The organism is Streptomyces sp. WM4235 (assembly GCF_001279725.1).
Lineage (GTDB): Bacteria > Actinomycetota > Actinomycetes > Streptomycetales > Streptomycetaceae > Streptomyces.
Genome location: NZ_LGDE01000434.1, coordinates 15,338 through 41,754 on the forward strand (window position 1 = coordinate 15,338; position 26,417 = coordinate 41,754).

Genomic DNA, 26,417 nt, shown 5'->3' on the forward strand with positions numbered 1-26,417 from the left:
TCGTGCGCCGTACCCGTGGTTGGTTCCGTGCCGCCGTCGCGGCCTGCGGGCTCGTGCTGGTGTCGTTGGGGGCGACTCCGCCGGCGACCGACGGACCCGCGCCGCCCCGCATCCGCTGGGGCGACTGCCCCGAACGGCCGATACCCGACGGCATGCGGTGCGGGACGCTGGACGTGCCGCTGGACCACGCCGCCCCGGCGAAGGGCACGGTCACCCTGGCGGTGGCCCGGATACCCGCGACGCAGGGCGCGTCCCGCGGGCCGGTCCTGCTGAACTTCGGCGGCCCCGGCGGCCCCGGCATCGCCTCCCTCGCAGCCGACTCCACCCTCTTCGCCGACCTCGGCAAGCACCGCGACCTCGTCACCTTCGACCCCCGAGGCATCGGGCACAGCGAGCCCGTCTCCTGCGGCGGCTCACAGGAGACCGACCCCGCCCTCGCCCCGCACGACGCCGCCGGACGGCTCGCGGCCCTGCGGGCCGTGGCCCGGCGGTGCGCACTGCACTCCGGCCCGGTGCTCCCGTACATCGGCACCGTGAACGTCTCCCGCGACATGGACGTCATCCGCCGGGCCCTCGGCGCGGAGAAACTCGACTACCTCGGTTTCTCCTACGGCACCCGGCTCGGCGCCGTGTACGCCGCGCAGTTCCCCCGCACGACCGGCCGCATGGTCCTCGACGGGGTCGACACCCTCACCGAGCCGCTCGCCGAGCAGGCCCTGATGTCGGCGCGCGGGCAGCAGCGCGCCCTCGACCACTTCCTCGGCTGGTGCACCCGCCAGAGCGACTGCGTGTACGGCACGAACACCCGTACTGCCAAGCGGAAGGTCGACGCGCTCGTGGCCCGGCTCGACGAGGAACCGCTGGTCGGACAGGACGGTTCGCACTTCACCGGGCAGGACGTGGTCGCGTCCGTCGGCACCGCCCTGTACTCGCGCAAGCTGTGGCCCGCGCTCGCGGACGGCCTCAAGGAGGTCGAGCGCGGTGACCCGATCGGCCTGCTCCAATTGGGCGGCCCGATGGAGCCGCCCCCGCAGGACCAGGACGAGGACCAGGACCAGAACGAGGGCCGGGTGAAGGTGCCCGCCGACAACGGGTCGGCCGCGCAGACCGCCGTGAACTGCGCCGACGACCCGGACCGGGGCGACGACACGGCCACCCCGGCAGCGGTCCGCAAGGAGGTCGAGGGCCTGCGGGACGCGTTCCTCGCGGCATCGCGGATCTTCGGGCCGAACCAGCTGCTGACCGTCCTGTCCTGCTACGGCCGCCCGCCCGGCACGGACTTCATCCGGAAGATCGACGACCCCGGAGCCCCGCGCATGCTGCTCGTCGGCACGCGCGGCGACCCGGCGACCCCGTACGAGTGGACCGAGGAGACGGCCCGACGGCTGGGCTCGGCGGTGATCCTCGACTTCAAGGGCGACGGGCACACCGGGTACGCGGAATCCCCGTGCGTACGCGACTACGCGAACCACTTCCTGGTCGACGGCCGGCTTCCCGCCGGGACGCGGTCCTGCCCCGCCGGGCAGTGAGCGCCGGCGGGGCGGGAGCCCGGGAAAGCGGACCTGCCGACGCCACGGTCTCCCACCCCGGTTCGGCGGCGGGGGTGCCCGACCCCTCCACAACTGACGTGACATCAGATACACCGGTGTCATGACCGCAGAAGAGCAGGAGCACGCACCGGACACCCGCCCCGACGACTACGCCGCGCTCGCCGCCGTCGGCCCCTACGGAGTCCGCCCCGGCCACGCGCTGATCACCATGGTGGAGCCGCACCCCGGACACGAGTACGCGTACAACCGTTGGTACGAGGACGACCACTACTACGCGGGCGCCATGGCCATGCCCTGGATGTACGCCGGACGCCGCTGGGTGGCCACGCGGGACCTCCAAGAGCTGCGCTACCCCGAGAAGTCGGCGGTGGCGCAGCCGGTCGGCGCCGGCTGCTACCTCTCCACGTACTGGGTCACCCGGGGCCGCTACGACGAGCACATGAAGTGGACCGTCGGCATCAACAAGCGCCTCAACCGCGACGGGCGGGTCTACCAGGACCGCACCCACGTCTTCACCGCCTTCCAGGACCATGCGGCCACGGTCTACCGGGACGGCGCCGCCGGGCCCCGGGACTTCCACGCCCTCGACCACCCGTACGCCGGCCTGGTCCTCCAGGTCGTCGACGCCGACGGGCCCGAACAGCGGGCCGAACTGTTGGAGTGGCTGCGCTCGCGGGCCCTGCCGAAGCGGCTGGCGGGAGGGCCCGCGGCGATGGTGACGGTCTTCCGGCCTACACCGCTGCCCGGCGACCGGATGACGTACGTCAAGCAGGTCGAGGGGGTCGACACCCGGCTGACACTGCTGTGGTTCCTGGAGGCCGACCCGCGGACCTGCTGGGACCGGTTCCAGGGCTGGGAGACCGAGGTCGCGGAGACGGGACTGGGGCGGGTGGAGTTGGTCGCGCCGTTCATCCCCACGGTGCCGGGCACCGACCGGTACGTGGATCAGCTGCGCTGACCCGGGGCGCGGACACGACGGAGCCCCCTCGGCCAAGACGGCGGGTCGGTCGAGAGGGCTCCGATGGGTGGTGCGGGTGGTGCGGGTGGTGCTGGTGAATCTGGTGGTGCCTGTGGTGCCGGCGACGCGGGTGGTGCCGGCGACGCGGCGGTAGGGATCGTCGGGAAGGTCGCCTCGACGTTCAGACGAGGCGCCCCGGCCGACCCTCGACGACGTCCGAGACGAAGGAGTTCCAGGAACCCGGCGCGAAGGTGAGCGACGGCCCGTCCTGCACCTTCGAGTCGCGCACGGCGATGGATTCCATCACGGGGGACTTGACCTCGACGCAGGCGCCGTTTCCTCCGGAGTAAGAGGACTTGGTCCAGTTGTCCGTGGCACCCTGACGAATAGCCATGTTTTTCTCCGGTTCGGCGAGTAGTTCCGATGGCGTGTCGGCCACTTCCCCGGCCGACGTGATCGACGCTACCCGCACCTTCCGACGGCTGAAGGGGCCGTTCACTCGACCGAGTGGCATATTCAGGTCAGGTCTTATGTGGCCGGGGAGCGACGGTGTACCGTACGGCCTCCCTTGTCACCGGGACCGATTCCTCCCCATTTGTCGCTACTTGCCGGCGTAGTGCTTGATGATCTCCGAGATGAACTGCCGGGTCTGGTCGACGTTGAGAGCCTGGGCGCGAAGGTGCTCGTACATCACGCTGTACTTCTGAACGTCGTTGGCCTTCTCCAAGTACAAGTCGCTCGTGACACCCTCGATGTAGACGACCGTCGAGTCCGAGGCGTCGGGGAATTCCAGAATCGCGTACTGGCCGTTCACGCCGGGGTGCGCCCCCATCGAGAACGGCATCACCTGCACGGTGATGTACGGCTCCTCCGAACGCTCTATCAAGTACTCCAGCTGTCGGATCATCAACTGCGCGTCGCCCACGTGCCGGCGCAGCGCCGCCTCGTCGATGACCGCCCACAGGCGGAGCGGACCGACGTCCGGATTGTTGTTGTCCGTCTCGGACAGCCGCTTCTGGCGGTGCATCCGGACCTGGACGCGCTTCTCCACGTCCTGCGGCGCGGTCTCGGGCAACGCGCCGCGGATCAGGGCCTGGGCGTAGTCCGGGGTCTGGAGCAGTCCCGGGACCATCTGGGGCTCGTACGTGCGCAGGCTGGCGGCGTCCGTCTCCAGGCCGATGTAGACGCTGTACGGGATGTCGCCGAAGGCGTGCCACCAGCCCTGCTGGCGCGAGTCCTTGGCCATCTGCATCAGGGAGTCGACGAGTCGGCGGTCCTCGACCTCGTACACGTCGCACAGGTCGCGGACATCGCGCTGACTGATCGAGCGCCGACCGTTCTCCAGTCGGCTGATCTTCGACTGGGAGACGAGGAGGCGCTCGGCCACCTGCTCGGCCGTCATGCCCTTGTCCTCGCGCAACTTGCGCAACTCCATGCCCAGTCGGCGGCGTCGGACGGTGGGATTGACATTGGACGCCACGGAAACGGCACCTCCGCCTTCTTCTTCTCGTTCTGGCTCTGTTTCTGTCTCTCTGCGTGCCTGATGTTCAGCAGACTGCCACCGAAGGGCGTGGTGGCGCTGGGGAACGGGTGGGAAAGGCAGCCGCGTGGGAAAGACAGCCGCGCGGGAAGGCCGGACGTGCGGAAAAGACAGACGCGCGGGGTGGCGGGACCGGGTGGGCCGGCCCCGCCACCCCGCGCGCTGGCGGTTCCCGAACCGGGTCTTTGGGGGACGGCCGGTTCCGGCGATGGCGTTCGGTCGAGCGGTGCGCGTGTGGGCCGCGGATGGATCAAGGGGTGTCGCGGGTCCCACGGGTGGTGCCGGTGGTGCTGGTCGTGCGGGTTCTGCCGGTCCTGCCGTTCCTGCGGGTCCTGCTTGTCACCCGGCGGTCAGTGCGCGGCCGCACGGGCCATCGCACCTGTCCGACGCGGCTGCATCGGGACACCGCCCGCACCGGTCGCGGAGGTGGCCGAAGCCCGCGCGGCGGATGCCGGCGCAGGTGCGCGGTCACGACGTGGCTGTGCCGCCACCCCGTTCTGGACGTCCATGACGGCGTGCGCCACCAGACCGCCCATGGGGTCGTGCCGGATCAGGTCCCGCAACCGGGACCTGGACGACCGCCCCTCGTTGCCGGGGTACAGGTGCTTGCCGAGTCCGACCGCGTGGGCCAGTGCGGCGAGCGCCGCGGTCCGCGGGTCCGGCGGTACACCGGTGCGGATCGCACTGTCGAGCCGGGCACGGATCTCCCGGCTGATCGCCGTGTCGGTCGCCTGGTAGCGAGTCGTCGGCAACACCCCGCACATCTGTCCCGCGACGGCATGAACCATGCCGCAACGCTCCAGATGAGCGAGGTAAATCTGACGGAGCCCCAGTCGGGGTCCGCCGATCCAGTGGACGGCCCGAACCGGGCTGCCGCGCCTGCGCAGCAGTTCCAGTGCGGAGTCCAGAGTCGGATCTCCTGTCGGCCGTGGCATCACCACGGCGATACGATCCCCGTCAGGGGCTATCCGTCCTGCCAGAGCCAGCTCCACTAGCTGTGCCCCGGCCAGGCCGAGGTCGAGCGACTGCGGCTGCGCCGTGGTTCCCGTGGTCGGGTCCAAGGCGAGCAACAGAAGCTCCTCCGGAATTGTTCTGCGGCTCCTGCCCATCCATGCCTCCCCGCGTGGATGAGTGACAGGGTGACGCCTCTCACATTCATCTGTCGAGAGCGCCTGGTCGGTTTATGGGGGAACCTGCATCTATGTCGTTCTCGTCTAGCGGGTGGGCGATGCCCCCGAGACGGGACACTGTTAGACGGTTCGGACAGCGGCCGAACGTCGATCGAGGAGGAACTGGTGGCGGGCGAGTCCCCCGACAAGTCGGTAGATGAAGGTGCGTCGGGGGCGGCGGACACCGCCGCGTCCTCCGCGGAACGGGACCCGAGGCTCTCGGTCCTGCGACCGCGCGAGCCCGAGTCCGGCGACCGGGACCCTCTGAAGGTGGCCGTCGCGGCCTGGGTCGCGTCCAAGTCGGCGGACGCGGAGCGTACGGCGGAGGGCGAGGCCGGCGGCGACGCGGGCTCCGGCGGCACGGACGAGGGTGACGGCGAGGGCGAGGGCGACGGGGACACGCGCCCCGGTGCCGGTGCCGGTGCCGGTGCCGCGGCTGCGGCCGAGGCCGAGCCGGAGGCGGAGGCCGAGCCGGTCGAGGTTGCTCCCGAGCCGAAGGCGTCATCCGGTCGGGTGGGCTCGACCACCACGGCCGGTTCCGTCGATGCCGCAGCGGATTCCGAGTCCGAGACCGGTTCGGAGTCCGGTTCGGAGTCCGGTTCCACCTCGGGTTCCGGCGGGTCCGCGGGGGGTCCGGTGGCCGCCGACAGGCCCGCCGCCGCGGAACAGCGGACGACCGCGTTCGGGGTCGTGAAGCCCGCTCCGGACGCATCCGCCGAGAAGTCGACCGAAGCGGAGGGGCCCGCCGACAGCGAGCGCACCGCCGTGTTCCGGGCGTTCAGGAACGATGCCCGCGAGGCGCCGAAGACACAGCCGAAGCCTGAGCCCACGTCGGGGTCGAGGTCCGAGTCGCAGCCCGAGTCGAAGCCCGAGTCGGAGTCGAAGCCGGGTTCCGGTTCGGATTCCGCTTCTGCCGCGGGGCGGGGTGCGGCCGTTGACCCGCGTTCCGGTTCCGGTTCCGGTTCTGGATCTGGTTCCGGTTCGGCGGGGAAGTCGGCCGAGGACAGTGAGCGTACGGCCGTGTTCCGGGCCGTGAAGCCCGGTACCGCCCCCGCCACCCCCTCCGCGGCCAAGTCCGCGCAGGCCGACCGGCCCGCGCCCGCGAAGCCGGCCGAGGACGGCGAGCGCACGGCCGTGTTCCGTGCGGTGCGTCCCGGTGCCGCCGAGGCGCCGAAGCCGGCTGCCGGTTCCGGCCCGGCTTCCGGTTCCGGTTCTGTTCCGGGCTCAGGTCCCGCGTCTGGTTCCGGTTCCGGTTCGGCGGGGAAGTCGGCCGAGGACAGTGAGCGTACGGCCGTGTTCCGGGCCGTGAAGCCCGGTACCGCCCCCGCCACCCCCTCGACCACCAAGCCCGCGCAGGCCGACCGGCCCGCACCGCCGAGCGCCGCCGGCGGTGAGCGCGCCAGTACCTTCGTGCCGTTGCGCGGCGACAGCGCCCGGCCCGCCGCGCCCACCGCGCCGAAGCCGGCTCCCACCGCACCGGGGTCCGCCCCGAAGCGGGCGCCCGCGCCCGCCGGGCCCAGGCAGGACAGCGAGCGGACCACGCAGCAGCCGCTGCCGCCCAAGCCGCCGCTCGACATGCTGGCGGACCTCACGAACAACCCGCCCCCGCCGCCGAGCCCCCTGCGCACCTTCACGCGGCGGTTCAAGATCTACGCCCCGCTCGTCGCACTGCTGGTGATCATCCTCGCCGTGGTGCAGCTGGTGCGCCCGCTGCCCGAGCCGCAGCTCAAGATGACGGCGCAGAGCGCGTTCACCTTCGACGGATCCGCCCCGGTCCTGCCGTGGCCGAAGGAGGGCCAGGGCTACATGGCCGCCGCCGGCCTCGGCACCGTGGGCACCTTCGGGGAGCAGAAGCCGATCGCCATCGGCAGCGTCGCCAAGACCATGACGGCGTACGTGATCCTCAAGGACCACCCGATGAAGAAGGGTGAGAAGGGCGAGATGATCCCGGTCGACAAGACGGCCGTGGACGACGGCAGGAAGGACTCCGAGGGGGAGTCCACCGTCAACACCCTCAAGGAGGGTGGCCAGATCTCGGAGTACGACGCCCTCGCCGCGATCATGATCCCCTCCGCCAACAACATCGCGCGGCTGCTCGCGCGCTGGGACTCCGGCGGTGACCAGGAGGCGTTCGTCAAGAAGATGAACGACACCGCCAAGGAACTCGGCATGACCAACACGACGTACACGGACCCCTCGGGTCTGGACGCGACCACGGTCAGCACCGCCGAGGACCAGGTCAAGCTGGGTCTCAAGGTCGTCGAGATGCCCGAGTTGATCGCGATCACCAAGCTGCCGAGGTGGACCGACCCGTCCGGCAAGACGTGGCGCAACTACAACGACCTGATCCCCTACAACGACTCGCTCGGGATCAAGACCGGCTCCACCACCAAGGCGGGCGGCAACCTGCTCTTCGCCGCCCAGAAGCAGGTCGGCAAGACGAACCAGCTGATCGTCGGCGCGGTCCTCGGTCAGCACGGCGTGCCCATCCTCGATACCGCCATCGCGGCCAGCAAGGACGTCATGCTGGCCACGCAGAAGACGCTGACCGGCGCGAACGTCGTGAAGAAGGGCCAGGTCGTCGGGTACGTCGACGACGGGCTCGGCGGCAGGACCCCGGTCGTGGCCACCGCCGACGTCGAGGCGGTCGGCTGGCCGTCGCTCAAGGTCAACGTCAAGCTGGGTGAGGGCGGCGGCCCGCTGCCGCAGACCGCCAAGGCCGGTACGGAGATCGGTGTCCTGACCATCGGCGAGGGTGCCAGTCAGGTGAAGGTGCCCGTGGCCCTGAAGCAGGACCTGGTCAGCCCGAGCCTGGGCAGCAAGCTGACCCGCGTCGGCTGAGCCGCCCCGGGCGGGATCTACCGCCGGGGACGGGTTTCGTTCAGGCGCTCCGGGCAACCCCGGGGCGCCTGAGCACGTCTTGGATGCGAGTGCGGTACTCGCGCAGGTGTCGGGGAGAGAGCGTCGGTAGTGACCACCGCTGAGCAGTACGGGCAGGAGCGGGAGCAGCGCGGCCGGACCGCGGGCTCCGGCTCGACTGATGCCGAAACGTTCCCTGCGGACGGCTCCGATCCCCGTTCCGATCCCCGTTCCGATCCCCGTCCCGATCCTCGTTCCGGCTCACGTTCCGGTTCTCGTTCCGGTACGGGTGGCCCGCCGGCCATGGCGCGCCTCGCCCTGCGCTGGGCGCAGGGGCACCCCGTGGTCGTCACCACCGCCGTTGCGGCCGTCCTGCACGTCGTCTGGCTCTTCACCTTCGCCAACAGCGGCGGGGACCTCGCCGCGCAGGACGCCTGGGCCGAGTTCGTGGGCCGGCACCCCGACACGGCGTACAACCTCGCCTGGTACGGCGGGATGCACCCGGTCTCGTACAGCGTGGTGTCCCCGTACCTCATGCACATGCTCGGCGTCCGGACCACGATGATGATCGCCGGGACGGTGTCGGCCGGGCTCCTCGCGCTGATCCTGACGCGCTGCCGGGGCGCCGTCCGGCAGCCGCTGTGGCCGGCCCTCGCCGGGGTCTACGGGCTGCTGTGCAACGCCCTCTCCGGCCGGGTGACCTTCGGGCTCGGCGCGATGTTCGCGCTCGGCGCGGTCGCCGCGGTCTTCTGCTGGCCGCGCGGCTGGGCCGAGCGGCGATGGGCGAAGGCCGCCGTCGCGGCCCCGCTCGCCGGCCTCGCCACCGCCGCCAGCCCGGTCGCCGGGTTGTTCCTCGGGGTGATCGCGGCCGCGCTGTTCCTGAGTAAGCGGCGACCGGGCGCGTACACCCTGGGGCTGCCCCCGGTGGCCGTGGTGGGCCTGTCGGCCTGGCTGTTCCCCTTCTCGGGAACGCAACCGATGAAGCTGGGCTCCGCCTGGCTGCCGTTCGTGTTCGGCCTGGTCATCGTCTTCCTCGTGCCGAAGCGGTGGAAGACGGTCCGGATCGCCGCCGCCGTGTACGCGCTCGGGGTGGCCCTGACCTGGCTGATCGACTCCCAGGTGGGGTCGAACGTCACCCGGCTCGTCATGCTGTTCGGCGGGGCGGTGCTGCTCGCGGCCCTGCCGTACGAGGCCCCGCGCACGCGCCGCCGGTACGCGCTCCTGCTCGCCTTCGTCGGGCTGAACGTCTGGATCACCACCAACAGCGTCACCGACATCATCCGCACCACGCCGCTCGCCTCCTGGAACCGGGAGCTGGCGCCCCTCGTCGACCGGCTCCAGAAGGCCGGCGCCGACCGGGGGCGGGTCGAGGTCGTGCCCGCGAGCAGCCACCGCGAGTCCTCCGCCTTCCCCGCGTACGTCAACCTGGCACGCGGCTGGAACCGGCAGGCGGACCTGGAGCGCAACCCGCTCTTCTACGACGACACGCTCACCGCCGAGAGCTACCGGGCCTGGCTGGGCCGCTGGGCCGTGCACTACGTGGTACTGCCCGTGGACAAACCCGACGAGGGCGGCAAGGACGAGGCGACGCTGGTGCGCGGGGGTCTGCCGTACCTCCACCAGATCTGGGGCGACGAGAACTGGCAGCTCTTCCAGGTGCAGGCCCCCACCGATCTGGTGGCCGGACCCGCGACGGTGGTGCGCGCGGGCGCCGACCAGCTGGTCATCGACGTGAAGCAGGCAGGCCGGGTCAGTGTGCGCGTCCCGCACTCGCCGTGGCTGGGGCTGGTGGACGCCCAGGGCAAGGCGGTGGCGCCCCCGCAGGAGACGGCCGACTCCAAGGCGGGATCCTCGGCGAAGAAGCCCGGGCCGAAGCGGTTCGCCAACACCGCGGGGTGCCTGTTCAAGGCGGCCCCGGACGCGGTGGGCGACGTGTGGACCGAGCTGCTGGCGCCGACCCCGGGGGAGTACCGGGTCGCGGCGAAGTACCAGATCCCTCGGGGAACGCCCTGCCCGCAGGAACTGGTCGACGAGGTCCTGGAGCCGCGGGCGCCGGCCGATCCGTCCCGGCCATGATCGAGAGTTTTTACCCCCGGCCCGGGTGCGTGGGTCGATATATCTGCATACGATCCGAGTAGTCCGATTGGGTGCTTCCCGAGGGAGTTGACGGCGGGATGAGCAAAGAGCAGAAGCACGACGTCCAGGCAGTGATCGCGAAGGCGTCGGAGCAGGTACAACTGCCACGCACGCAGGGTCACGGCTTCGAAGGTCCGGTCCGCAGCAAGGTCAAGGGCGGAGCCCACACGAAGGCGGCCCTCAAGCGGGCCGGCACTCCGCAGGGCGACCGGATCGGCGAGCGCAGCAGAGGCCTGAGCTGACCCCCGTCGGTTGATCGCACGGCCCTCCCGGCCCGGCCGGGAGGGCCCATCCGTGCCCGCAGTGCGCGCAGTGCCCGCAGTGCCCGCAGTGCCCTGAGTGCTCGCACTGCCCGCAGTGCCCTCCGTCGCCTCCGTCGCCTCCGTCGCCTCCGTCCGCGTCGACTCACGCACCCCACACCGGACTTGGCCCCGTGCCCCCGGTGCCCCCGTACCCCGGAAACGACGAAGACCCCCGGCCGTGATCGGCGGGGGTCTCGCGTCGATGTGCCCTCGGCAGGATTCGAACCTGCGACACCGGCTTTAGGAGAGCCGTGCTCTATCCCCTGAGCTACGAAGGCGGGGATCTGTCGGAAAACGTGTCTGAAAGTCCGACGAGATCATCGGGCCGATCGGACTGCTTGGTGACAGGTGCGGTGGCAGCCCGTGAGGGCGTAGCCACCGCGGTCAGTGTAGCGGGTGGAGTCTGCTGCGCAGCAGAGTATCTGCACCCCTGCAGGCAGGGGTGAGGTGCCTCTGAGGGCGGAGCCGGGGCGAGCGCGAGAGCCAAGGGTGCGAGGGATGCGTCAGGTCAGGCTGCGGCCGGGGTCTTGAGCACAGCGCGTGCCATGGAGTTGCTGAGCCAGGCGTAGCCGATGTAGATGAGCAGAGCTGCGGTGGCGCCGTAGGCGGGTACCCGTTCGTGGGGGTAGCGCTGGTCGAACCGGGAGTGCAGGGATTCGCTGTCCTGGCGAAACCCTTTGAGCCGGCGTCCGGCGGGGGTGTCGGGTGGCACCTGTCGCAGGTGTTCCGTTCGGTTGAACCGCTTCTTGCCCGTTGAGGGGTCGGTTTGGCGGTCCTCTTCCGTCTCGTCAACCCGAATGTGCTCGGTATGCGTCTTGACGGGGCAGGGAATAGTGATCCGGTGGTAATAGCGGGTGGCCTTCTTGCCTTTCCTGCAGGCGAGTTCCTCGACAGGGAGGGGAGCGTAATGGTCCTTGCCGGTCTTGAGGTCGATGAGGCGCTCGCAAACGCGACCCTCGGCGACATACAGCTTGTGGTTGCAGGGACCTTCCTGGAAGAGAGTAAGGGATTCGGGTGAGAGCCCACTGTGCTGCGTTGTGAAGGCGACGAGACCGGCAGCGATCAGCGGAGCACGGTGAACTCCCCGCAGGGCGGTGTCGTAGGTGATGGCACGCAGATCAGGAGCCTTGGTGAGGAGGTGCTTGACCATTTTGACGAAGGCGGTTCCTTCGTCGTCGCGGTGAGGGTCGCGGGCGCGTGATTTGTGGCGGATTGATTCGATGTTGAGCACGATCCGGCTGTGCGGAGTGTCAGCGAGGCGTACGGCCATGGCTAGGAACTTGTTGCCGTAGACGCGGTTTCCTCCGCCCTCGACGCTGATGCCGGCGTCCGGATCGACGCGGTGGCGGCGAATCTCTCCAGTGACCTTGTCTGCGACCTCGTGGTGCCTTTGGGATGACGCGGGCCTGGCGACGGTGGCGTCAGCGTGGACGACTTGCTGGCGTTCGGGGTAAGCGCGACTGACGCGCTTACCGCTTTCCGCCATCATTCCGGAGTCGAGGGCCTGTTGGATCCACAGGTCGCGGCTGATGTCCCGGATTGTTGCGAAGGCAGGCTTGAGATGTTTTTGGAAGTAGTAGTTCCACTGGCTGCGGCTCGGGCCGACGGGAGGGAGGGTGTCCGCTGCTTCATCTCCCATGTGGCTGCGCAGGGCGTCGCGTACTTGATTCCACCAAATGGAGTCCTGGAGGTTGACCGCGGTGTAGCGGGCGGAATCGAAGATCGAGATGGAGCTGAGGAAGATCAGGTAGACGATCGGAGGGTAGTGGGCGGGGCGGCCGGTCCTGCTCTTGGCGGGCAGTGAGTCGGCTGCCGTGTAGAGGTCGGGGTTGTTCACCAGGTATGAGAACCGTTGGTTGAGCGAGATCGCGGGTGCTTCGGGGCCTTTGGGCGGCAGCGGGTCTCCGGCGGCACCGAATGCATCATCGGGGATGGGGCCGATGGTGTAGTCGGGCCTCTTCCTCTTGGCGGGTTTGCGCCTGGGGCGGGATTTGGGCGTGCTCATGCCGTACCGCCTGCGCGGGGGGTCTTCCACTGGAGCCCGGCAAGGCCTGCCGCGCTGTCGAGGGAGGACAGGCCCAGGCGCCGGGCCACCTCGGAGAGCGAGCCCGATTCCCTGAGGATCTGGCGGGCGAGGAACCGCGTGACGTCGCGGGGTTCGACCTTGCGTGTGGTGGTGGACAGTCCGCAGCGCCGGACGATCTCACCGAAGGCGGATCCGACGCTGGCCTGGGCGACGTGGGCGGCAGAGCGAGGGTTGGCGACAAGCAGTCGCTGTTCAGGGGGCTTGCCGGCCAGATGGGTGAGACGCAGGCCGAGCACGTAGCGGGCCCAGTCGGACAGCGGGCAGGTGCGGGCTTCGGTGTAGGTGGCGCCGCGCGTGGTGATTTCACCGGCGTCCAGATTGAGGTCGGTGGTGCCTGAGGCCGCGATCTCGGCGCTGTGCAGGCCGGTCAGGAGAAGTGCCAGTACTGCGGCGTTGCGGGTCGCGGGCATGCCGCGTTCGGAGTGGAACTTCAGCAGCTCGATCTCTTCGATGCTGAGGCCGGCGCCCGCTTTGCGAGGACTGCGGTGGATGCGCTCCGCGTCCACGAGCGGGACGCACTGGGTCAGGCCCAGGGCGCGAGCGTAGGTGTAGAACGATGCGATGCCGGAGCGGCGTTGGCGGCGGGTGCCGTCCTCGGGGGTGACGATGATGTTGCCGTGGCGGTCGTGTCCGGGAGCGCGATCGAACGCTGTCACCAAGTCCGCGGTGACCTCGTCGATCAAGGTGATGCCGTGGGCTTTGCCGAAAACCAGCAGCTCTTCCGCGGCCCTGGTGTAGAGCTTGGCGGTTTGCGGGCTCATCAGCCCGGTGTCCACTTCATGCGACCAGGCGCGGCTGACCTGTACGACCGCGCTTCTCAGCGTGACCGCAGCGCGCGCTGTGCGCTTGGTGGGGGTCTGCTTTGCTGGTGGACGGTGTGTGCGCCCGTCGGCGGGCACGCTACCGTGGGCGGTGTTCCTTGCCTTGCGTGAGGACATGCCGAAGCCCCTTCCGCGCGGCCCAGCCGCGCCGGATGGTCGGTGGAGGTGGGGTCCGGCAGCGCCATCCCGGCCAAGGGAAGAGGGCGCTGCCGGACCTGCTTTGTGTGAGGTGTTGCCTACCTGACGGGGCCGCTCCGAAGTTTCGTGGTGATCTCGGCGAGGCCGCGCAGGTGGCCGTGGAGGGCCAGCAGGTCCTCGGCGGACAGGCGGGCCAGATCTGCCAGGAGAACCGGTGGCAGCAGCAGCGCGAGCAGGTCCAGCTCCGGTGCCGGCCCGCCGTTCGTTGCCGTCGGCGTCTGCTCACGGCGCGGCCGGGGAACCGACGGACCGAAGGAAGCACCGGCTTCGCCGCCGACTCCCGAGGGCGGATCGCCTTCGAGGGCGGGTACCGGGCCGGGCTGCTGCTGCGTCTCCTTCTGCGGTCCGCTCTCCGGGGCGGACCGGCTGCTGCCGCTCGGCTGCTGGTCCTGCCGCTGGAGCGGATCGAGGTCGAGCGCACCTCCGGGCCAGCTCAGCCGGCCGTCCCCTTCGGGAACGAGCATGCCCACGGCCACGAGCAGGTCGACAAGGACATGGACCTGGCTCATACGCTTCTCGGGGGCATGAGCGGCTTGGCAGAGCTCGAAGACCAAGAACTGGCGGGATCGCGGCCCTTCGCCCAGGCACTGCATCACCGTGCGGGTGAACCACTCGTCCTTCCACGCCTCACGGAGTGCCTTCAGGCCGGCCTGCTCTCCCTCGGCCCAGGCGCGGCCGACACTCTGTCCCAGCTCCGTCGGAACGTAGCCAGAGCGGGCCGGACCCTTCGTGATCAGCCCGGTGGCGAGGAGGAACACGGGAACGAGCCCGCAGCGCCTCTCGGGGACGGCGGTCAGCTCATGGAGGACGGCCGCGGTCAACGGCTCGTCTGCCATGCAAAGAGCCCTCATCACGGTCAGCTGCCGGTCGGCCCGGAGCCTGTCGCTCGGCAAAATCCGTTCACCGGACCCCAGCAGGGAGCGTCCCACTGTCATACCTCTCCACCTCCGATCGTCCAGAGACCGCCTGGGGGCCTGCTGCGCCGACCTGACGCGGCAGTACTCATCTCACAAACACAGCCTTGCTGCTTTGATAGCATCCCTGGTGGGGGTGCGCCTCTCGGCACCCCGTCCTTCACAATGGGCGCATGACCGGAGGAACGTGGCGTGCGAAAAAGCCGTGGGAGTACGCCGTGGCCGGTGAATGGCCGTACGCGGTGATGGACGGCTTCCTGCCGGCTCAGGTGGGCCAGGCGGTCGCCCGCGCCTTGGCCGAGGCCATGGAACGGCAGAAGTTCAGTGCGAACTCGCTGGCGGCGGCCTCGGGAGTCAATCGGCAGGTCATCTCGAACGTCCTGGCCGGCACCGTGTGGCCCGACTTGATGACGATGGTGCGCCTGGAAGAGACGCTCGGCGAAATGCTGTGGCCCCGCCACCTCGACTGGCCCACCGATGAGAACGGAGTGCGTCAGCAACCGCTCCCGCCGCAGGAGCAACGCGACCTCGACTAGAGGATCTTCGATCCATATCGGTGTAAATGGGTATGAAGAAGGCATGGGTGTAGGCCCTTCCGATGGAGGGAAATGGCCGAACACCCCGCGAACGTGGGTGTGAACCGCTAGCTTCGGAGGTGGCGGCCTTGCCGCGTTGGGAGACCGCCGCCCCAGGCGTGGCCCAGGTGTCCAGCCGGGAGGCCACGGTGTGGGGCGGCGGTCCGCTTATGTGGGCCTGCCTAGGCGGCCTCCCAGGCCGCGGTGAGCCGGTAGAAGGTCTGCTTGCCGTCGGGCCCGATGGTCTTCGTCACGACCTCGCGCTTACGTAGGCCATCGAGCAGGGCCCGAGCTCGGTCCATCGAACCGTCAGCGCCCGCTTCGAGTTCCATCGCGACGGCCTTCGGGGTCCACTCCCGCTCCGGGTCGCGCGAAAGGATTTTCAGGACCGCCAGTGTGCGCTCGCCCGCAATCCGGACAGGGTGCGTGGCGGGCTGTGGCTCTGGTGCAGGGCGCGTCGCTGTGGCCGAGGTGGGGTCGTGTTCGGGTGAGACGGCAACGAGCCGAGTCTGGGCGGGTTCGGAAGCCTGGCGAAGGCCTATGCCCCGTGCCAGAACGGTGCGGAGGTCCTCGAGTACCTGCTGGGCCTCCTGGAGCTCGGCCGCGGCCTGTTGCTCCTGCGCCGTAACCTCTTGGACTTCGGCGTTCAGCTTGGCGATCATCGCCTCGAGTCGGGCCCGGTGCTCACCGTGTGATGCGACGCGGACATCGCGTTCACGGATCATCGCCTCCAGATCTGCGGCAACGTAGGCCGCAGACTGATTGAGGCCCTCGGGCAGGCTCATGTCGCCACAGTAGAGCGACAGTTCGGTGCATGTCTGCCGATCCAAGGAGTGAGTACGCAGCAGCTGAATCTCTGACCACATATGTCTGTTAAATGATCACCTCTGAGGGTGCATCTGAGTACCTCCTCCGTACCTGTTGCGCCGCTTTTGCGGAGACCTAGGCGGGCAGGGGTCTGTGCACAGCTCACATCAGGGCATCTGAGTGACTCTTAAGGCTTACGACATCGCATCACGACGTCGTAAGCCTTAAGAGTCACTCAGATGCTGAGTCTTGGATGCGGATGGGGACTCCTTGAGTGTCACGTTCGTAGATGCGGGCCTTGTTCTTGGTGCGCTTGCGTTCCACTCCTTCCTGCAGGCCGATGCCGTTGGGTGAAGACCCCGGCCTCTTTGAGGTCGCCGACGCCCTGTGCACGGCCCTGGCGATCGGGGCCCCGGTGTACGCCATCATCGAGGGCAACGAGCGCGGCTGGACCAAGCCGGAAGTCGTCATCGCCCTGTCCGTCACCGGGCTCGCCTTCGCGGCCTACGCCGACCTGGGACTAAGCACCGACCAGCCCCTGCTCGCAGTGGCATCCCCTCCCACCGGTGGCTTCCCCGCCCCCGGCCCCGCGCACGTGCCCGGGCCGCGCATCTACGATGACTGCTTGCCCAGCCGCTCGAACCGATTGGCGATGAAGTCGCCCCAGGCGGGGGATCGGACGACGAACATGCTAATGCGAATTCGCTCATCATCCTTTCCGTCTTGTCGCCGATCCAGGGGACCTCGAATGCCATGAATCCCCAGTCGGTGAGCTGGGAGGTGATCGCCGTAGCGGCGGCCCTCACGTCCCGTTCGGGCTCGTCGATCCGTATGGTCGGAACAATGCCGCTGAGCCCATGGGGGTTACGTACATGAGAGGTACGATCTTTCCTCCTGATCGAGTCCGGCCATAGCCGGACCGCCCCCCTATGAGATCCGTTCCTCAGGGTGAGTTCACGTGACTACACTGTGCGGCATGACCGACTTGAACGACCTGGACAAGGCAATCCACCGCTCGATCGACGGTGAACCGGCCGCCCTCGTGGCGCCCGGTGCAGGCCTGAAGGAGTTACCTGAAGCCCTTGTGAACCTGACGTCGCTCCGCAGGATCGATCTCGACGGAAATGATCTGGAGTTCTTGCCAGCGTCGATCTCGAACCTGTCGCAGCTGACCAGTCTCACACTCTATGCGAATCAGCTGGAGGAAGTCCCGGAAGAAATCGGGAGACTGGCCTTGCTCCAGCATCTGAGCCTTGGCCGGAACCAGCTGGCCTCTGTACCTGACAGCCTCTGGGAGCTGACCGGACTCCTTTCGCTCAACCTGGCCGAAAACAAAATTGCCAACATTCCGGACGCTGTCAAGAATCTGAGTGCGCTCAAGATGCTCGATCTTGGGCACAATTGTTTGGGTCGTGTACCGGATGCCATCGGAGATATTCCGAACCTCACCGACTACCTGTATCTCAGTGACAACGGGATCGCTTCGGTTCCCCCCGCCCTCGGCCGGCTGAACCTCCTGGGATATCTGAATCTCACCGACAACCTGCTGACCACGCTCCCTCCGGAAATGGGCGGCATGGCGGCCCTCCGCGAGCTACGCCTCTATAACAACCGGATCGACCGATTGCCGGACGAACTCGGAGACCTCTCGAACCTGCGCGAGCTGCACCTCATGAACAACAGGCTCGCCACTCTGCCGGAAACCCTCGGAAACCTGAGCGAGCTACGTCATCTCGACGTCCGCAACAATCCGCTCCGTGAGCTACCGGAGTCGATCGGGCGGCTGGAGCGGTTGACCCACCTGGACCTCCGGGCTAGCCGGCTGACCGAACTGCCGGAGAGCGTGGGGTCACTGCCGCGGCTGGAGAAGCTCGACCTGCGGTGGGTGAAGCTGGACCGGACCCCCGCCTGGATCGGATCACTGCGTGAGCGTGGATGCGTGGTTCTCCTGTAGTGCGCCGACTCACTCGGCTGGGATGATCCCCAGCCGAGCCGCCACGAGGGCCACCTCCGTGCGATTCGTGCAGTTGAATTTGACCAACAGGTTGGAGACGTGGCGTTTCACCCCGTGGATTGAAATGCCCATGGCGCGGGCTATCTGATGATTGCTGAGGCCGTTCAGCAGATGACCCAGAACCGTGTACTCGCGCTCGGTGAGCCTGGCGATGCCCGGGGCCCCTATGCGGGTGGCCCCGGGGTCCCCGATGTTCGCGATCTGTTGGACAACCGGTTCGGGTACCGTCGACTCACCGCGTAAGAGGCGTTCGAAGACTCCGGGCAAAGAGTCGGCATTGACGTCCCGGCGTAGCAGGTATCCGTCGACCGCGTGCAACTGGGCGAAGGAGGCCATGGCCTTCACCTCGTCGACGCCGACGGTCACCAGCACTTTTGTCGGAGCCCGCGCGGGGGCTGCCCGCGTGACCTCCGTGTACATTCCGATCGGGATGACCAAGATGTCGAAGCGGTTGTTCCCGATCAACCTCTCGGCATCGTCCACGGTACGCCCGATTGTCGAGCGTGACACGAGCGGGATCTCTTTGAGGAGGAAGGGTAGACCGTGGTACGAGACGTCGTCCTCGGCCAGCCAGAACACAGATAATTCGTTCCGTGCGCCGTTCTCGTCGTTCTGCTCTTCATAAGCGGAGGCGGATATCCCGACCTCGCACTCACCGTCCCATGTGCGGCTTACCATCGCAGGGTCCTCCCAACTGGAACCGATTTTGTGGGTGGGGGCGACGCTGTCAGGCGAAGGAGTGCCTGGCCCTTCCGCCCGGCCGAAATACAGCGGATGTGTGGCTGCTGAACGGAAGCATGAAAGTTCACGCTATCCGAGGCATCAATCCGCTCGAACCGATCATTCGGCCAAAGGGGGGGCGGTTCAGGCCAACCTGGTGACATGTGACAGAAGAATGTGCGAGGTGGGGAGCGGTAGGGCGGAGCAGATTTCCGTACTAAGGGATTGCAGATCATCAAGGTGTTGCTTCCCGACCTGGGGCTCGTTGGTCTGGTATGCGCATCCCGGACGAGACCCGTGACCAACTCTGTGCGAAGTTCGCGGTGTTGTTCCCGCATCTGGACGAGCGGCAGCGACGGCTGTTGATGGGGGCCGAGGCCCGGCTGCTGGGGCATGGTGGCATCCGCGCTGTCGCTCGGGCGGCCCGGGTCAGTGAGACGACGGTCCGCGATGGCGTGTTCGAGCTGGAATCCGGCGACGAGCCGTTGGGGCGGGTCCGGCGTCCCGGCGGAGGACGCAAACGGGTCGCCGATCTGGACCCGGGGCTGCGGCCGGCACTGCTGGCGCTGGTCGAGCCCGATGAGAGAGGCGACCCGATGTCGCCGCTGCGGTGGACTGTGAAATCGACCCGTACGATCGCGGCGGAGCTGGCCCGGGCCGGGCACCGGATCAGCGCCGATACCGTGGGCGACCTGCTGCGGGAGGAAGGCTTCAGCCTGCAGGCCAACGCGAAGACGCTCGAGGGTAACCAGCATCCGGACCGGGACACCCAGTTCCGTTACCTCAACGAGCAAGCCCGCAACCACCGGGACGCCGGCCAGCCGGTCATCAGCGTGGACACCAAGAAGAAGGAACTCGTCGGCGACTTCAAGAACAGCGGCCGCCAGTGGCGTCCCGCCGGCGAGCCCGTCCCGGTCAGCGTCCACGACTTCGCCGACCCGCAGCTGGGCAAGGCCGTCCCCTACGGGATCTACGATCTGACCGCGAACACCGGCTGGGTCAACGTCGGCACCGATCACGACACCGCCGCGTTCGCCGTGGAATCGATCCGCCGCTGGTGGCACGACCAGGGCCAGGCTGCCTACCCGCGAGCGACACGGCTCCTGATCACCGCCGACGCCGGCGGATCCAACGGCTACCGCACCCGGGCATGGAAGCTCGAGCTGGCTCAACTCGCCGCTGAAACCGGGCTGACGATCACTGTGTGCCACCTACCACCGGGCACTCAATGCCGTTGCTTAACTCAGCGAACTATCGCGGGGTGCAGTGTGATGACCTTGGGTGTGACCCGCCGTGTTGGTTGCCGGTCCCGGGTGTTGATCCGGTAGGAGAGCTTGGAGGAGTACTTCGAGTCCGGTCGTTTGAGGTGTCGGTCCGCCTCGCGCAGGCGCCTGGCGCCGTTGTCGAGCTTGCGGTGCACCTTCGCCGCCAGCACCGCCAGGAACTTCTTGATCTTCTTGGGCGTATCCGCACACTGGCGGACCACGCTGCGCCGTGTGTGCTTGAGGACCTTGACGAACGAGACCCGGTCCGGGTTGATGCCGTTGTCGTCGGCCAGACACATGATGACCCGCGTGAGGCAATGGTGCACGACCAGGTGCGCCCAGACCTCCTGCCGCACCAGATCCGGGTCTCCCGAGCGCAGGACCTCAGCCGGCCCGCGCTGGAAGGTCTTGATCTGCCGGAACGCCGACTCCGCCTCCCAGCGCTCGTGGTAAAGGGCCGCCAGTTCCGCGACGGGGTAGGCCTCGACATCCGTCAGGTCAGTCAACAGCCTGATCACCTCGCCGCCGTCGACCTGGTACTCAATCACCCGCACGGTCACTCCGCCCGGATGCGATGCTCGTTGGCCGGCCAGGCTCATCCGGCCCAGGTAGGTCCCGTCGGCCAGATGCTCGATCGGCAGGTGTGCCACCGGCGAGCGAGCCCGGATCAGCAGATGGGCCTCGGCTCCGAGATAGGCCTTCCATAACTCGACCCCGGGGAAGCCCCGGTCCATGATGACGAGCATCTTGCTCGCCGAGGCCGCCAGAGCGATCGCCAACTCCCTCTCACCGCCGTTGAATCCGCCCACCGCTGCGTCGATCTGGGCATGCGTGCCGCACTCGGTCAAGGTCACCACCCGTACCTGCGGAAACCCCGCCGACTGGCCGTTCTTGACCGGCCCGCCGAACGCGGGCCGGTTGGCCGGTGTGTCCGGTGCGTCCAGCACGAACCCGTCCACCGCGGCCAGCCGCATCCCTCGATAGAAGGCGCCCTCCAGCCCGACCGGAGCCAACGGGCCGGCCAGCTCCCGAAACACGGACTCCAGCACCAGCGGACCCAGCCGCCCACGCGCCCGCGTAAACGACGACTTGTTCGGAATGCTTGCACTCAGCTCCGGGACGCTGCCGACCAGGTGTTCAGCGACATCGTCGTAGGAGTCCTGCTGGAACAGTGCCAGCGCAAGGGTGAAATAGACCATGAACCCAGCGGGCAGCGCGCCGGGCTTCTTGTCCCGGACTCGGCACTTCTCCAGCACCCCGGCGACGAGTTCCGGAGTCACCCATCGGGTCACCACCCCCAGCCGCACATGATCGGACAACCCCACCCAAGGATGCATGCCCGGCCCAACGACCCCGCCCCTCCAGCATCACTGCGAACTGCTTGACGAGTTCAAGCAACGGCATTGACCGGGCACTTCGAAGTGGAACAAGATCGAGCACCGGCTGTTCTCGCACATCACCATGAACTGGAGCGGCCGCCCGCTGACCAGCCACGAAGTCATCGTGCAGTCGATCGCCGCGACCACCACCCGCACCGGACTGCGCGTGAGGGCCGAACTCGACACCAACACCTACCCGACCGGAGTCCGTATCAAAGACGCGGAGATGGCCGCCCTGCCGCTGACCCGGCACGCGTTCCAGGGCGCCTGGAACTATGCACTGCACCCCCAGCCATCACCTGTAATCCCGGCGGCCCGGGCCCCGCAGACGCCGGATCCGGAGTGGAACCAGGCCTTGCTCTCTGATCCCGCACTGACCGGGATGACCGTCCAGCAACTGAACGACCTCACCGAGACCCTGGCCCCGGACGGGGATATCCGGCGCGGCCCGCCCGCCCGGCTGGCCTTCCCCGACCAGGTCCTGGCCACCGTGCTCCACCTACGGGCCGCCCTGGCCGCGGAACCCCTCGCCGTGCTGTTCGGCACGAGCCGCACCGCAATGCACCGCACCTTCTTGAAGAACCGGCGACTGCTCGAGACACACGGCATCACCATCCCACCGGCGACAACCCCACCCACGGCCCTCGCCGCCCTTCAGGCCCGGGTCCAGGCACAGACCAGCGAGGACAACAAGATCAAGACGACGTGTTAATGATCTGCAAGCCCTAAGGGTTGTCCCGTAAATGATCTTTGAGTCGCCTCGGTGGGGTCGGTCGCTGTGTGGTCGGCTTGCCTATCCGGCGATGGCGAGGTTGTGCATCCGGGCGATGCCGAGCATGGCGTGGTGGACTCCGTCGCCTTTGAGGCGGCAGTCGCGGAGGATCTTCCAGGCTTTCATGCGGGCGAAGGTGTGCTCGACGCGTGCGCGGACCCGCTTGTGGGACTTGTTGTGTGCTTCCGTCCAGTCGGGCAGGTCTTCGCCCTTGCGTCGGCGGTGGGGCATGACGAGTTCGGTGCCGGGATAGCCGCCGTCGGCGATCGTGGTGGTCTTGCCGACGGCGGCTTTGGCGCCGGATTCCTCCCATGCCTTGCAGTCGTTGCGGTTGCCGGGCAGGGGCTGGCCGACCACAACAATCAGCGGGTGTCGGCGTCGATGACGACCTGGTGGTTGGTCGAGTACCGGTAGTTCTTGGGCTGCTCCGCCACGGCGTGGTCCCGGGTCGGGACCAGGGTGCCGTCCACGATGAGCACGGTGTCCTTGGCGAACCGCTTGCGGGGTTGGAGCGCGAGCAACGGCCCGATGTGGTCGATGATGCGGTCCGCTGCCGACTTGGACACCCCGAAGAGCGAGGCTAGCTGGCGCATCGTCAAGTTCGTGCGCCAGTACGCGTGACCAGCTGAGCCCGGTCCTCCAGCGGGAGACTCCACGGCCGGCCCTTGCGGACCGCATCAGCACCCTCGCGCCGCAGTACGGTCACCAACTTGCCGAACAGGCGAGGGCTCAGCCCGGTGAACGGGGCTATCCAGGACGGCTCCGAAGCCGTGATCACACCAGACACCGCGAGATCATCTCACTCGTCACCGAGTGTCCCGTTCACGGCAGTTCTGAACCTTGAGCGGCGCTCTTCACTGGGCCCGGTGACCTGAGTCAGTCGAAGAGGGCAACGAGTCCATTCACCCAGATCGCGAGGAACAGAAGGGTCGCCACCAGGCAGCCGACGCCCGCCAGCACACCGCCGACCGTCCACGGCTCGGAGGGCGCCTCGTACTCCTCTTCCAGGTCGTCCCGGTAGGAGGCGGGGTCGTCCCAGTCGACGGGGTGCCCCACCTCCTCAGTGCAGGCGGTCCGCACCGCGACCAACTGCCCCTCCGCGAAGGCGGTGGCGGCCTTCGCCTCGGGGCCGTGCCAGGCGAGGGCCTTCATCCGCCACCCGGGAGACCCGTACCGCGCCTCGAAGGCGGCGGTCTCGTCGGCGTTCCGGTCCTCTTCAAGGTACATCCAGCGTCCGGCCTCGGCGGCGTCGCCGTAGAGCCGGTACACCTCGGCCAGACGACGGCGGAGCGTCAGGTCGTGCGGGAAGGACGAGATGAGACCGCGCAAGCGCTGGCGCGCGACGGGAACCTGGCCGGCGGCCAGGTCTGCATCGACTCGGGCAAGGGCCTCGTTCAGGGGCATGAACGCATGACCGGGTACCGCACTGACCTACGTCGACCTGCTTTTGTCGCTCAGCACTCGCTCGCTCTCAACGGCATCGGCTGAACCCCACTGAGACGGGACACCGTCAGTTACGGGACAGCCCTTACGAGCTCGTGCATGGTTGGCGGTGGTGCGTCGAAAGGTGCAGGTCGGCCCGATGGTCACTATGGCTGACGGGCTCCGCGGGTGGCGGTCTGCTGGTGTGAAAGCAGTCCGGCGATGGCTTGGATCGTGTCGCTCAGGTGCTCACGTCGGCCGTGGTGGCGGGCGAGGGCCCGCCAGTTCTTGAGGTGTGCGATGCCGTGCTCGACCCGGATCCTGCGTGAGGAGTGCGCTTTGCGTTGGCGTTCGTAGATTTCCTCGTACCAGTCCGGCGGGTTCTTCTTGAACTTGCGGTGTGGTGGTGTCACCACGCGGCCGCCGGTCTCGGCGCCCAGGCCCTGGTAGCCGGCGTCGGCGAGGATCTCCACGGCCACTGGGCTGGCGGTCAGGTGCTTGACCAGGCCTAACTGTCGGGCGTGGGTGATGTCGGCACAGCTTGCCGGCTGGGCTGGACTGCAGAACAGGAGCCTGCCGCTGGCGTCTGTGAGGATCATGGCCTTGACCGCGTTCTGCTTGTTCTTGCCGGAGATGAACGTCTCCCGGTCCTTGCGGCCGACGGCGGGTCTGCGGACCCGGATCTCGGTGCCGTCGATGATCCCGGTCTGCCCGCTGGTACCAAGGTGGTCGATGACCTCGGTGAGGGTGCGGAGCCGGATGCCGGATGCGATGGTGCAGCCCCGGGCCGCGAGCAAGGGCTTCACCTCGCCGATCGCCCTGGTGATCGTGGAGCGGTCAACGCCGAACCAGCAGGCCAGCACGTCGTGAGTAGCACCGTGGCGAAGGTGGACAAGCGTGGCCAGCAGCCGGTCGATGAAGACCAGCCGGTGCTTCGCGCCAGCGCCGACGGCCCGTTTCCGCGGCCTGGCCTCCAACCTCGCCTGGTGCCGTTCGTGCCATAACGGACCTACCTCGGCAATGAGTTCGGCGATCACCTCGGGCGTGAGCCCTGTGATCCGCCGGTCGCTGACGATCGCTGCACGAGACCCATTCCCCACCACACGAACATGATCAGGGATCACGATCCAGCGTCGAACCGCCAACCATGCACGAGCTCGTTAGCCGTCGATATCTCGCCTTCCGCTTCCCGCCGAAACCGTGATCAGTGCCTCCTCCAGAGTGAAGGCCTTGGCGTACAGGGCCTTGCCGACGATCGCGCCCTCGACGCCCAGCGGCACCAGCGTGGACAGCGCCTGCAGGTCGTCCAGGCAGGAGATGCCACCCGCGGCGACGACGGGCCGGTCGGTGGCGGCGCAGACGTTCTTCAGCAGCTCCAGGTTGGGGCCGGCGAGGGTGCCGTCCTTGCTGATGTCGGTGACGACGTACCGGGCGCAGCCCTCGGGGTCCAGGCGCGCGAGGGTCTCGTAGAGCTCGCCGCCCTCGCTGGTCCAACCGCGGCTCTGGAGTGTGGTGCCGCGTACTTCGAGGCCGATCGCGATCTTGTCACCGTGCTCGGCGATGGCCTTGGCGGCCCACTCCGGGGTCTCCAGGGCAGCGGTGCTGAGGATGATGCGCGTACAGCCGGTGGCGAGGGCTGCGGCGAGCGAGGCGTCGTCGCGGATGCCGCCGGAGAGCTGGACCTTGATGTCCATGGCGCGGGTGATCCCGGCGGTCAGGTCCCGGTTGTCACCGGTGCCAAAGGCGGCGTCGAGGTCGACCAGGTGCAGCCACTCGGCACCCGAGCGCTGCCAGGCGAGGGCCGCCTCCAGTGGGGAGCCGTATGAGGTCTCCGTGCCCGACTCACCACGGAGCAGTCGGACGGCCTGCCCGCCGCGGAGATCGACCGCGGGCAGCAGCTCGAGTTCCTTCGTAGGGGTCACAGGGCCTCGATCCAGTTGCTCAGAAGGTGGGCTCCGGCGTCGCCGGACTTCTCTGGATGGAACTGCGTCGCCCACAGGGCGCCGGCCTCCATCGCCGCGACGAAGGGCTCGCCGTGAGTGGCCCGGCTGACCCAGGGCACACCGCTGCGGGGACTGGCGGATTCCGGGTGCTGGTCGCGCACAGCGTGCGAGTGCACGAAGTAGTACCGCGCCCCCGGGTCCGCGCCGGCGAAAAGACGGCTGCCGGCGGGCGCGTCCACCACGTTCCAGCCCATGTGGGGGATGACCGGGGCCCTCAGCGGCCCGACCGTTCCGGGCCAGGCGCCGAGCCCCTCGGTCTCCACCCCGTGCTCGATGCCGCGATCGAAGAGGATCTGCATGCCGACGCAGATGCCCAGCACCGGGCGGCCGTCGGCGAGACGGCGCCGGATGACGAGGTCACCGCGGGTCTGGTTGAGGCCCTCCATGCAGGCGGCGAAGGCGCCCACGCCGGGGACGAGAAGGCCGTCGGCGTCCATTGCCTGGTCGTAGTCATGGGTGATCTCGGCGTCCGCACCGACCCGCTCCAGGGCTCGCCGGGCGGAACGGACGTTGCCGAAGCCGTAGTCGAAGACAGTGACCTTCTTACCCGCCATCAAGGGCACTCCTTTATCGTGCCGTGACGCATGTCAACTGCACCCGCTGGTCGAGCCGCAGCCCTCGCAGACATAGCACGAGCCCGTCGGCCGCATGGTCGTGCCGCAGGTCAGGCACAACGGCGCGTCCACTCTGGCCTCCTGGGTCATGAGCCGCAGGGCGGAGCTGCTAGCACGGGGGCGGTGAGCGCGAGTCTCCCGGTCGTCGAGGGGCTCGTAGGAACCGGTGTCGAGGTGCCGCTGACGCTCCTCGGCGGAGTGGATGCCGAGGGCGGAGCGGGTCTCGAAGGGCAGGAAGTCGAGCGCCACGCGACGGAAGATGTAGTCGACGATCGACTGCGCCATCCGCACGTCCGGGTCGTCCGTCATACCG

The 26,417-nt window shown here is 68.4% G+C and carries 20 protein-coding genes, 1 tRNA gene and 4 pseudogenes; 9 read left to right on the top strand and 16 right to left on the bottom strand.

Translation table 11 applies throughout. From position 1 onward, the window contains the following. The first annotated feature begins 2 nt into the window (after positions 1-2). Positions 3-1,529: an alpha/beta hydrolase gene (locus ADK55_RS27400; RefSeq protein ID WP_078999482.1), complete on the top strand. Its 1,527-nt coding sequence runs from the start codon at positions 3-5 to the stop codon at positions 1,527-1,529. 121 nt (positions 1,530-1,650) lie between these two features. After that, positions 1,651-2,508, top strand: a complete 858-nt coding sequence (locus ADK55_RS27405; protein ID WP_053682496.1) for a hypothetical protein — start codon at positions 1,651-1,653, stop codon at positions 2,506-2,508. A gap of 181 nt (positions 2,509-2,689) precedes the next feature. Here ADK55_RS27405 and ADK55_RS27410 read toward each other — a convergent pair whose 3' ends face one another. From ADK55_RS27410 to ADK55_RS27420, 3 genes are all read right to left on the bottom strand, one after another. After that, entirely contained in the window at positions 2,690-2,902 is a 213-nt protein-coding gene (locus ADK55_RS27410) for a DUF397 domain-containing protein (protein ID WP_053682497.1), read from the bottom strand. Between the two features lie 207 nt (positions 2,903-3,109). Beyond that, complete coding sequence (locus ADK55_RS27415) at positions 3,110-3,988, bottom strand: helix-turn-helix domain-containing protein (protein WP_053682498.1); 879 nt, start codon at positions 3,986-3,988, stop codon at positions 3,110-3,112. 410 nt (positions 3,989-4,398) lie between these two features. After that, on the bottom strand, positions 4,399-5,157 hold the full coding sequence (locus ADK55_RS27420; RefSeq protein WP_053682499.1) for a GOLPH3/VPS74 family protein: 759 nt from the start codon (positions 5,155-5,157) through the stop codon (positions 4,399-4,401). Between the two features lie 186 nt (positions 5,158-5,343). On the opposite strand from ADK55_RS27420, the gene ADK55_RS40560 reads away from it, so the two are divergent. From ADK55_RS40560 to ADK55_RS27435, 3 genes are all read left to right on the top strand, one after another. Then, positions 5,344-8,058, top strand: a complete 2,715-nt coding sequence (locus ADK55_RS40560) for a D-alanyl-D-alanine carboxypeptidase family protein (RefSeq protein ID WP_063839631.1) — start codon at positions 5,344-5,346, stop codon at positions 8,056-8,058. A 129-nt stretch (positions 8,059-8,187) separates the two neighbouring features. Further along, positions 8,188-10,152 carry a hypothetical protein gene (locus ADK55_RS27430; RefSeq protein WP_078999485.1) on the top strand — a complete coding sequence of 655 codons (1,965 nt, stop codon included), beginning with the start codon at positions 8,188-8,190 and terminating at the stop codon, positions 10,150-10,152. A gap of 98 nt (positions 10,153-10,250) precedes the next feature. After that, positions 10,251-10,454, top strand: a complete 204-nt coding sequence (locus tag ADK55_RS27435) for a hypothetical protein (protein WP_234350270.1) — start codon at positions 10,251-10,253, stop codon at positions 10,452-10,454. A gap of 265 nt (positions 10,455-10,719) precedes the next feature. Here ADK55_RS27435 and ADK55_RS27440 read toward each other — a convergent pair. From ADK55_RS27440 to ADK55_RS27455, 4 genes are all read right to left on the bottom strand, one after another. After that, positions 10,720-10,792: transfer RNA gene (locus ADK55_RS27440), tRNA-Arg, on the bottom strand. Between the two features lie 230 nt (positions 10,793-11,022). Next, positions 11,023-12,519 carry a hypothetical protein gene (locus tag ADK55_RS27445; protein ID WP_234350271.1) on the bottom strand — a complete coding sequence of 499 codons (1,497 nt, stop codon included), beginning with the start codon at positions 12,517-12,519 and terminating at the stop codon, positions 11,023-11,025. Next, positions 12,516-13,538 carry a tyrosine-type recombinase/integrase gene (locus tag ADK55_RS27450; protein ID WP_234350272.1) on the bottom strand — a complete coding sequence of 341 codons (1,023 nt, stop codon included), beginning with the start codon at positions 13,536-13,538 and terminating at the stop codon, positions 12,516-12,518. The genes ADK55_RS27445 and ADK55_RS27450 overlap by 4 nt, the downstream gene beginning before the upstream one ends. Positions 13,539-13,657: 119 nt before the next feature. Continuing rightward, a complete protein-coding gene (locus ADK55_RS27455; RefSeq protein ID WP_159041565.1) occupies positions 13,658-14,455 on the bottom strand; it encodes a hypothetical protein in 798 nt (265 codons plus the stop codon). Positions 14,456-14,706: 251 nt separating this feature from the next. On the opposite strand from ADK55_RS27455, the gene ADK55_RS27460 reads away from it, so the two are divergent. Continuing rightward, on the top strand, positions 14,707-15,069 hold the full coding sequence (locus ADK55_RS27460) for a helix-turn-helix domain-containing protein (RefSeq protein ID WP_199826635.1): 363 nt from the start codon (positions 14,707-14,709) through the stop codon (positions 15,067-15,069). A gap of 221 nt (positions 15,070-15,290) precedes the next feature. On the opposite strand, the gene ADK55_RS27465 is transcribed toward ADK55_RS27460, so the two are convergent. Next, complete coding sequence (locus tag ADK55_RS27465; protein ID WP_159041566.1) at positions 15,291-15,893, bottom strand: hypothetical protein; 603 nt, start codon at positions 15,891-15,893, stop codon at positions 15,291-15,293. A 998-nt stretch (positions 15,894-16,891) separates the two neighbouring features. On the opposite strand from ADK55_RS27465, the gene ADK55_RS27475 reads away from it, so the two are divergent. After that, positions 16,892-17,869 carry a leucine-rich repeat domain-containing protein gene (locus ADK55_RS27475; protein ID WP_107089324.1) on the top strand — a complete coding sequence of 326 codons (978 nt, stop codon included), beginning with the start codon at positions 16,892-16,894 and terminating at the stop codon, positions 17,867-17,869. Between the two features lie 9 nt (positions 17,870-17,878). Here the strand turns inward: ADK55_RS27475 and ADK55_RS27480 are convergent, their stop codons facing one another. Then, entirely contained in the window at positions 17,879-18,607 is a 729-nt protein-coding gene (locus tag ADK55_RS27480; protein WP_078999486.1) for a helix-turn-helix transcriptional regulator, read from the bottom strand. Positions 18,608-18,924: 317 nt separating this feature from the next. On the opposite strand from ADK55_RS27480, the pseudogene ADK55_RS27485 reads away from it, so the two are divergent. Next, a pseudogene (locus ADK55_RS27485) lies at positions 18,925-19,875 on the top strand (ISAzo13-like element ISStsp1 family transposase); the annotation flags it as partial. 17 nt (positions 19,876-19,892) lie between these two features. On the opposite strand, the gene ADK55_RS27490 reads toward ADK55_RS27485, so the two are convergent. Next, positions 19,893-21,239 carry an IS4 family transposase gene (locus tag ADK55_RS27490; RefSeq protein ID WP_159041567.1) on the bottom strand — a complete coding sequence of 449 codons (1,347 nt, stop codon included), beginning with the start codon at positions 21,237-21,239 and terminating at the stop codon, positions 19,893-19,895. A gap of 82 nt (positions 21,240-21,321) precedes the next feature. Between ADK55_RS27490 and ADK55_RS27495 the strand changes: the two are divergent. Next, positions 21,322-22,005: pseudogene (locus ADK55_RS27495) on the top strand (ISAzo13-like element transposase-related protein); the annotation flags it as partial. Positions 22,006-22,086: 81 nt separating this feature from the next. Here the strand turns inward: ADK55_RS27495 and ADK55_RS27500 are convergent. The 6 genes and pseudogenes from ADK55_RS27500 to ADK55_RS27525 form a co-directional block, all read right to left on the bottom strand. Beyond that, a pseudogene (locus ADK55_RS27500) lies at positions 22,087-22,852 on the bottom strand (transposase). Between the two features lie 89 nt (positions 22,853-22,941). Beyond that, complete coding sequence (locus tag ADK55_RS27505) at positions 22,942-23,469, bottom strand: DUF6584 family protein (protein ID WP_053682508.1); 528 nt, start codon at positions 23,467-23,469, stop codon at positions 22,942-22,944. Positions 23,470-23,654: 185 nt separating this feature from the next. Beyond that, positions 23,655-24,632: a transposase gene (locus ADK55_RS27510; RefSeq protein ID WP_234350273.1), complete on the bottom strand. Its 978-nt coding sequence runs from the start codon at positions 24,630-24,632 to the stop codon at positions 23,655-23,657. 15 nt (positions 24,633-24,647) lie between these two features. Then, a complete protein-coding gene (priA, locus tag ADK55_RS27515) occupies positions 24,648-25,409 on the bottom strand; it encodes a bifunctional 1-(5-phosphoribosyl)-5-((5-phosphoribosylamino)methylideneamino)imidazole-4-carboxamide isomerase/phosphoribosylanthranilate isomerase PriA (protein ID WP_053682509.1) in 762 nt (253 codons plus the stop codon). Continuing rightward, positions 25,406-26,044 (bottom strand): imidazole glycerol phosphate synthase subunit HisH, encoded by a 639-nt coding sequence (gene hisH / locus ADK55_RS27520; RefSeq protein ID WP_053682510.1) that lies wholly within the window; start codon positions 26,042-26,044, stop codon positions 25,406-25,408. Before hisH ends, priA begins: the two co-directional genes overlap by 4 nt. Before the next feature lie 33 nt (positions 26,045-26,077). After that, a pseudogene (locus ADK55_RS27525) lies at positions 26,078-26,417 on the bottom strand (vitamin B12-dependent ribonucleotide reductase); the annotation flags it as partial.

What these genes read in the sequence shown, in the direction of transcription:
- ADK55_RS27405 (WP_053682496.1), top strand. Translation starts at nt 1,651, where the DNA reads ATGACCGCAGAAGAGCAGGAGCACGCACCGGACACCCGCCCCGACGAC.
- ADK55_RS27410 (WP_053682497.1), bottom strand. Translation starts at nt 2,902, where the DNA reads ATGGCTATTCGTCAGGGTGCCACGGACAACTGGACCAAGTCCTCTTAC.
- ADK55_RS27420 (WP_053682499.1), bottom strand. Translation starts at nt 5,157, where the DNA reads ATGGGCAGGAGCCGCAGAACAATTCCGGAGGAGCTTCTGTTGCTCGCC.
- ADK55_RS27435 (WP_234350270.1), top strand. Translation starts at nt 10,251, where the DNA reads ATGAGCAAAGAGCAGAAGCACGACGTCCAGGCAGTGATCGCGAAGGCG.
- ADK55_RS27445 (WP_234350271.1), bottom strand. Translation starts at nt 12,519, where the DNA reads ATGAGCACGCCCAAATCCCGCCCCAGGCGCAAACCCGCCAAGAGGAAG.
- ADK55_RS27450 (WP_234350272.1), bottom strand. Translation starts at nt 13,538, where the DNA reads ATGTCCTCACGCAAGGCAAGGAACACCGCCCACGGTAGCGTGCCCGCC.
- ADK55_RS27455 (WP_159041565.1), bottom strand. Translation starts at nt 14,455, where the DNA reads ATGGCAGACGAGCCGTTGACCGCGGCCGTCCTCCATGAGCTGACCGCC.
- ADK55_RS27460 (WP_199826635.1), top strand. Translation starts at nt 14,707, where the DNA reads ATGACCGGAGGAACGTGGCGTGCGAAAAAGCCGTGGGAGTACGCCGTG.
- ADK55_RS27465 (WP_159041566.1), bottom strand. Translation starts at nt 15,893, where the DNA reads ATGAGCCTGCCCGAGGGCCTCAATCAGTCTGCGGCCTACGTTGCCGCA.
- ADK55_RS27475 (WP_107089324.1), top strand. Translation starts at nt 16,892, where the DNA reads ATGACCGACTTGAACGACCTGGACAAGGCAATCCACCGCTCGATCGAC.
- ADK55_RS27480 (WP_078999486.1), bottom strand. Translation starts at nt 18,607, where the DNA reads ATGGTAAGCCGCACATGGGACGGTGAGTGCGAGGTCGGGATATCCGCC.
- ADK55_RS27505 (WP_053682508.1), bottom strand. Translation starts at nt 23,469, where the DNA reads ATGCCCCTGAACGAGGCCCTTGCCCGAGTCGATGCAGACCTGGCCGCC.
- hisH (WP_053682510.1), bottom strand. Translation starts at nt 26,044, where the DNA reads ATGGCGGGTAAGAAGGTCACTGTCTTCGACTACGGCTTCGGCAACGTC.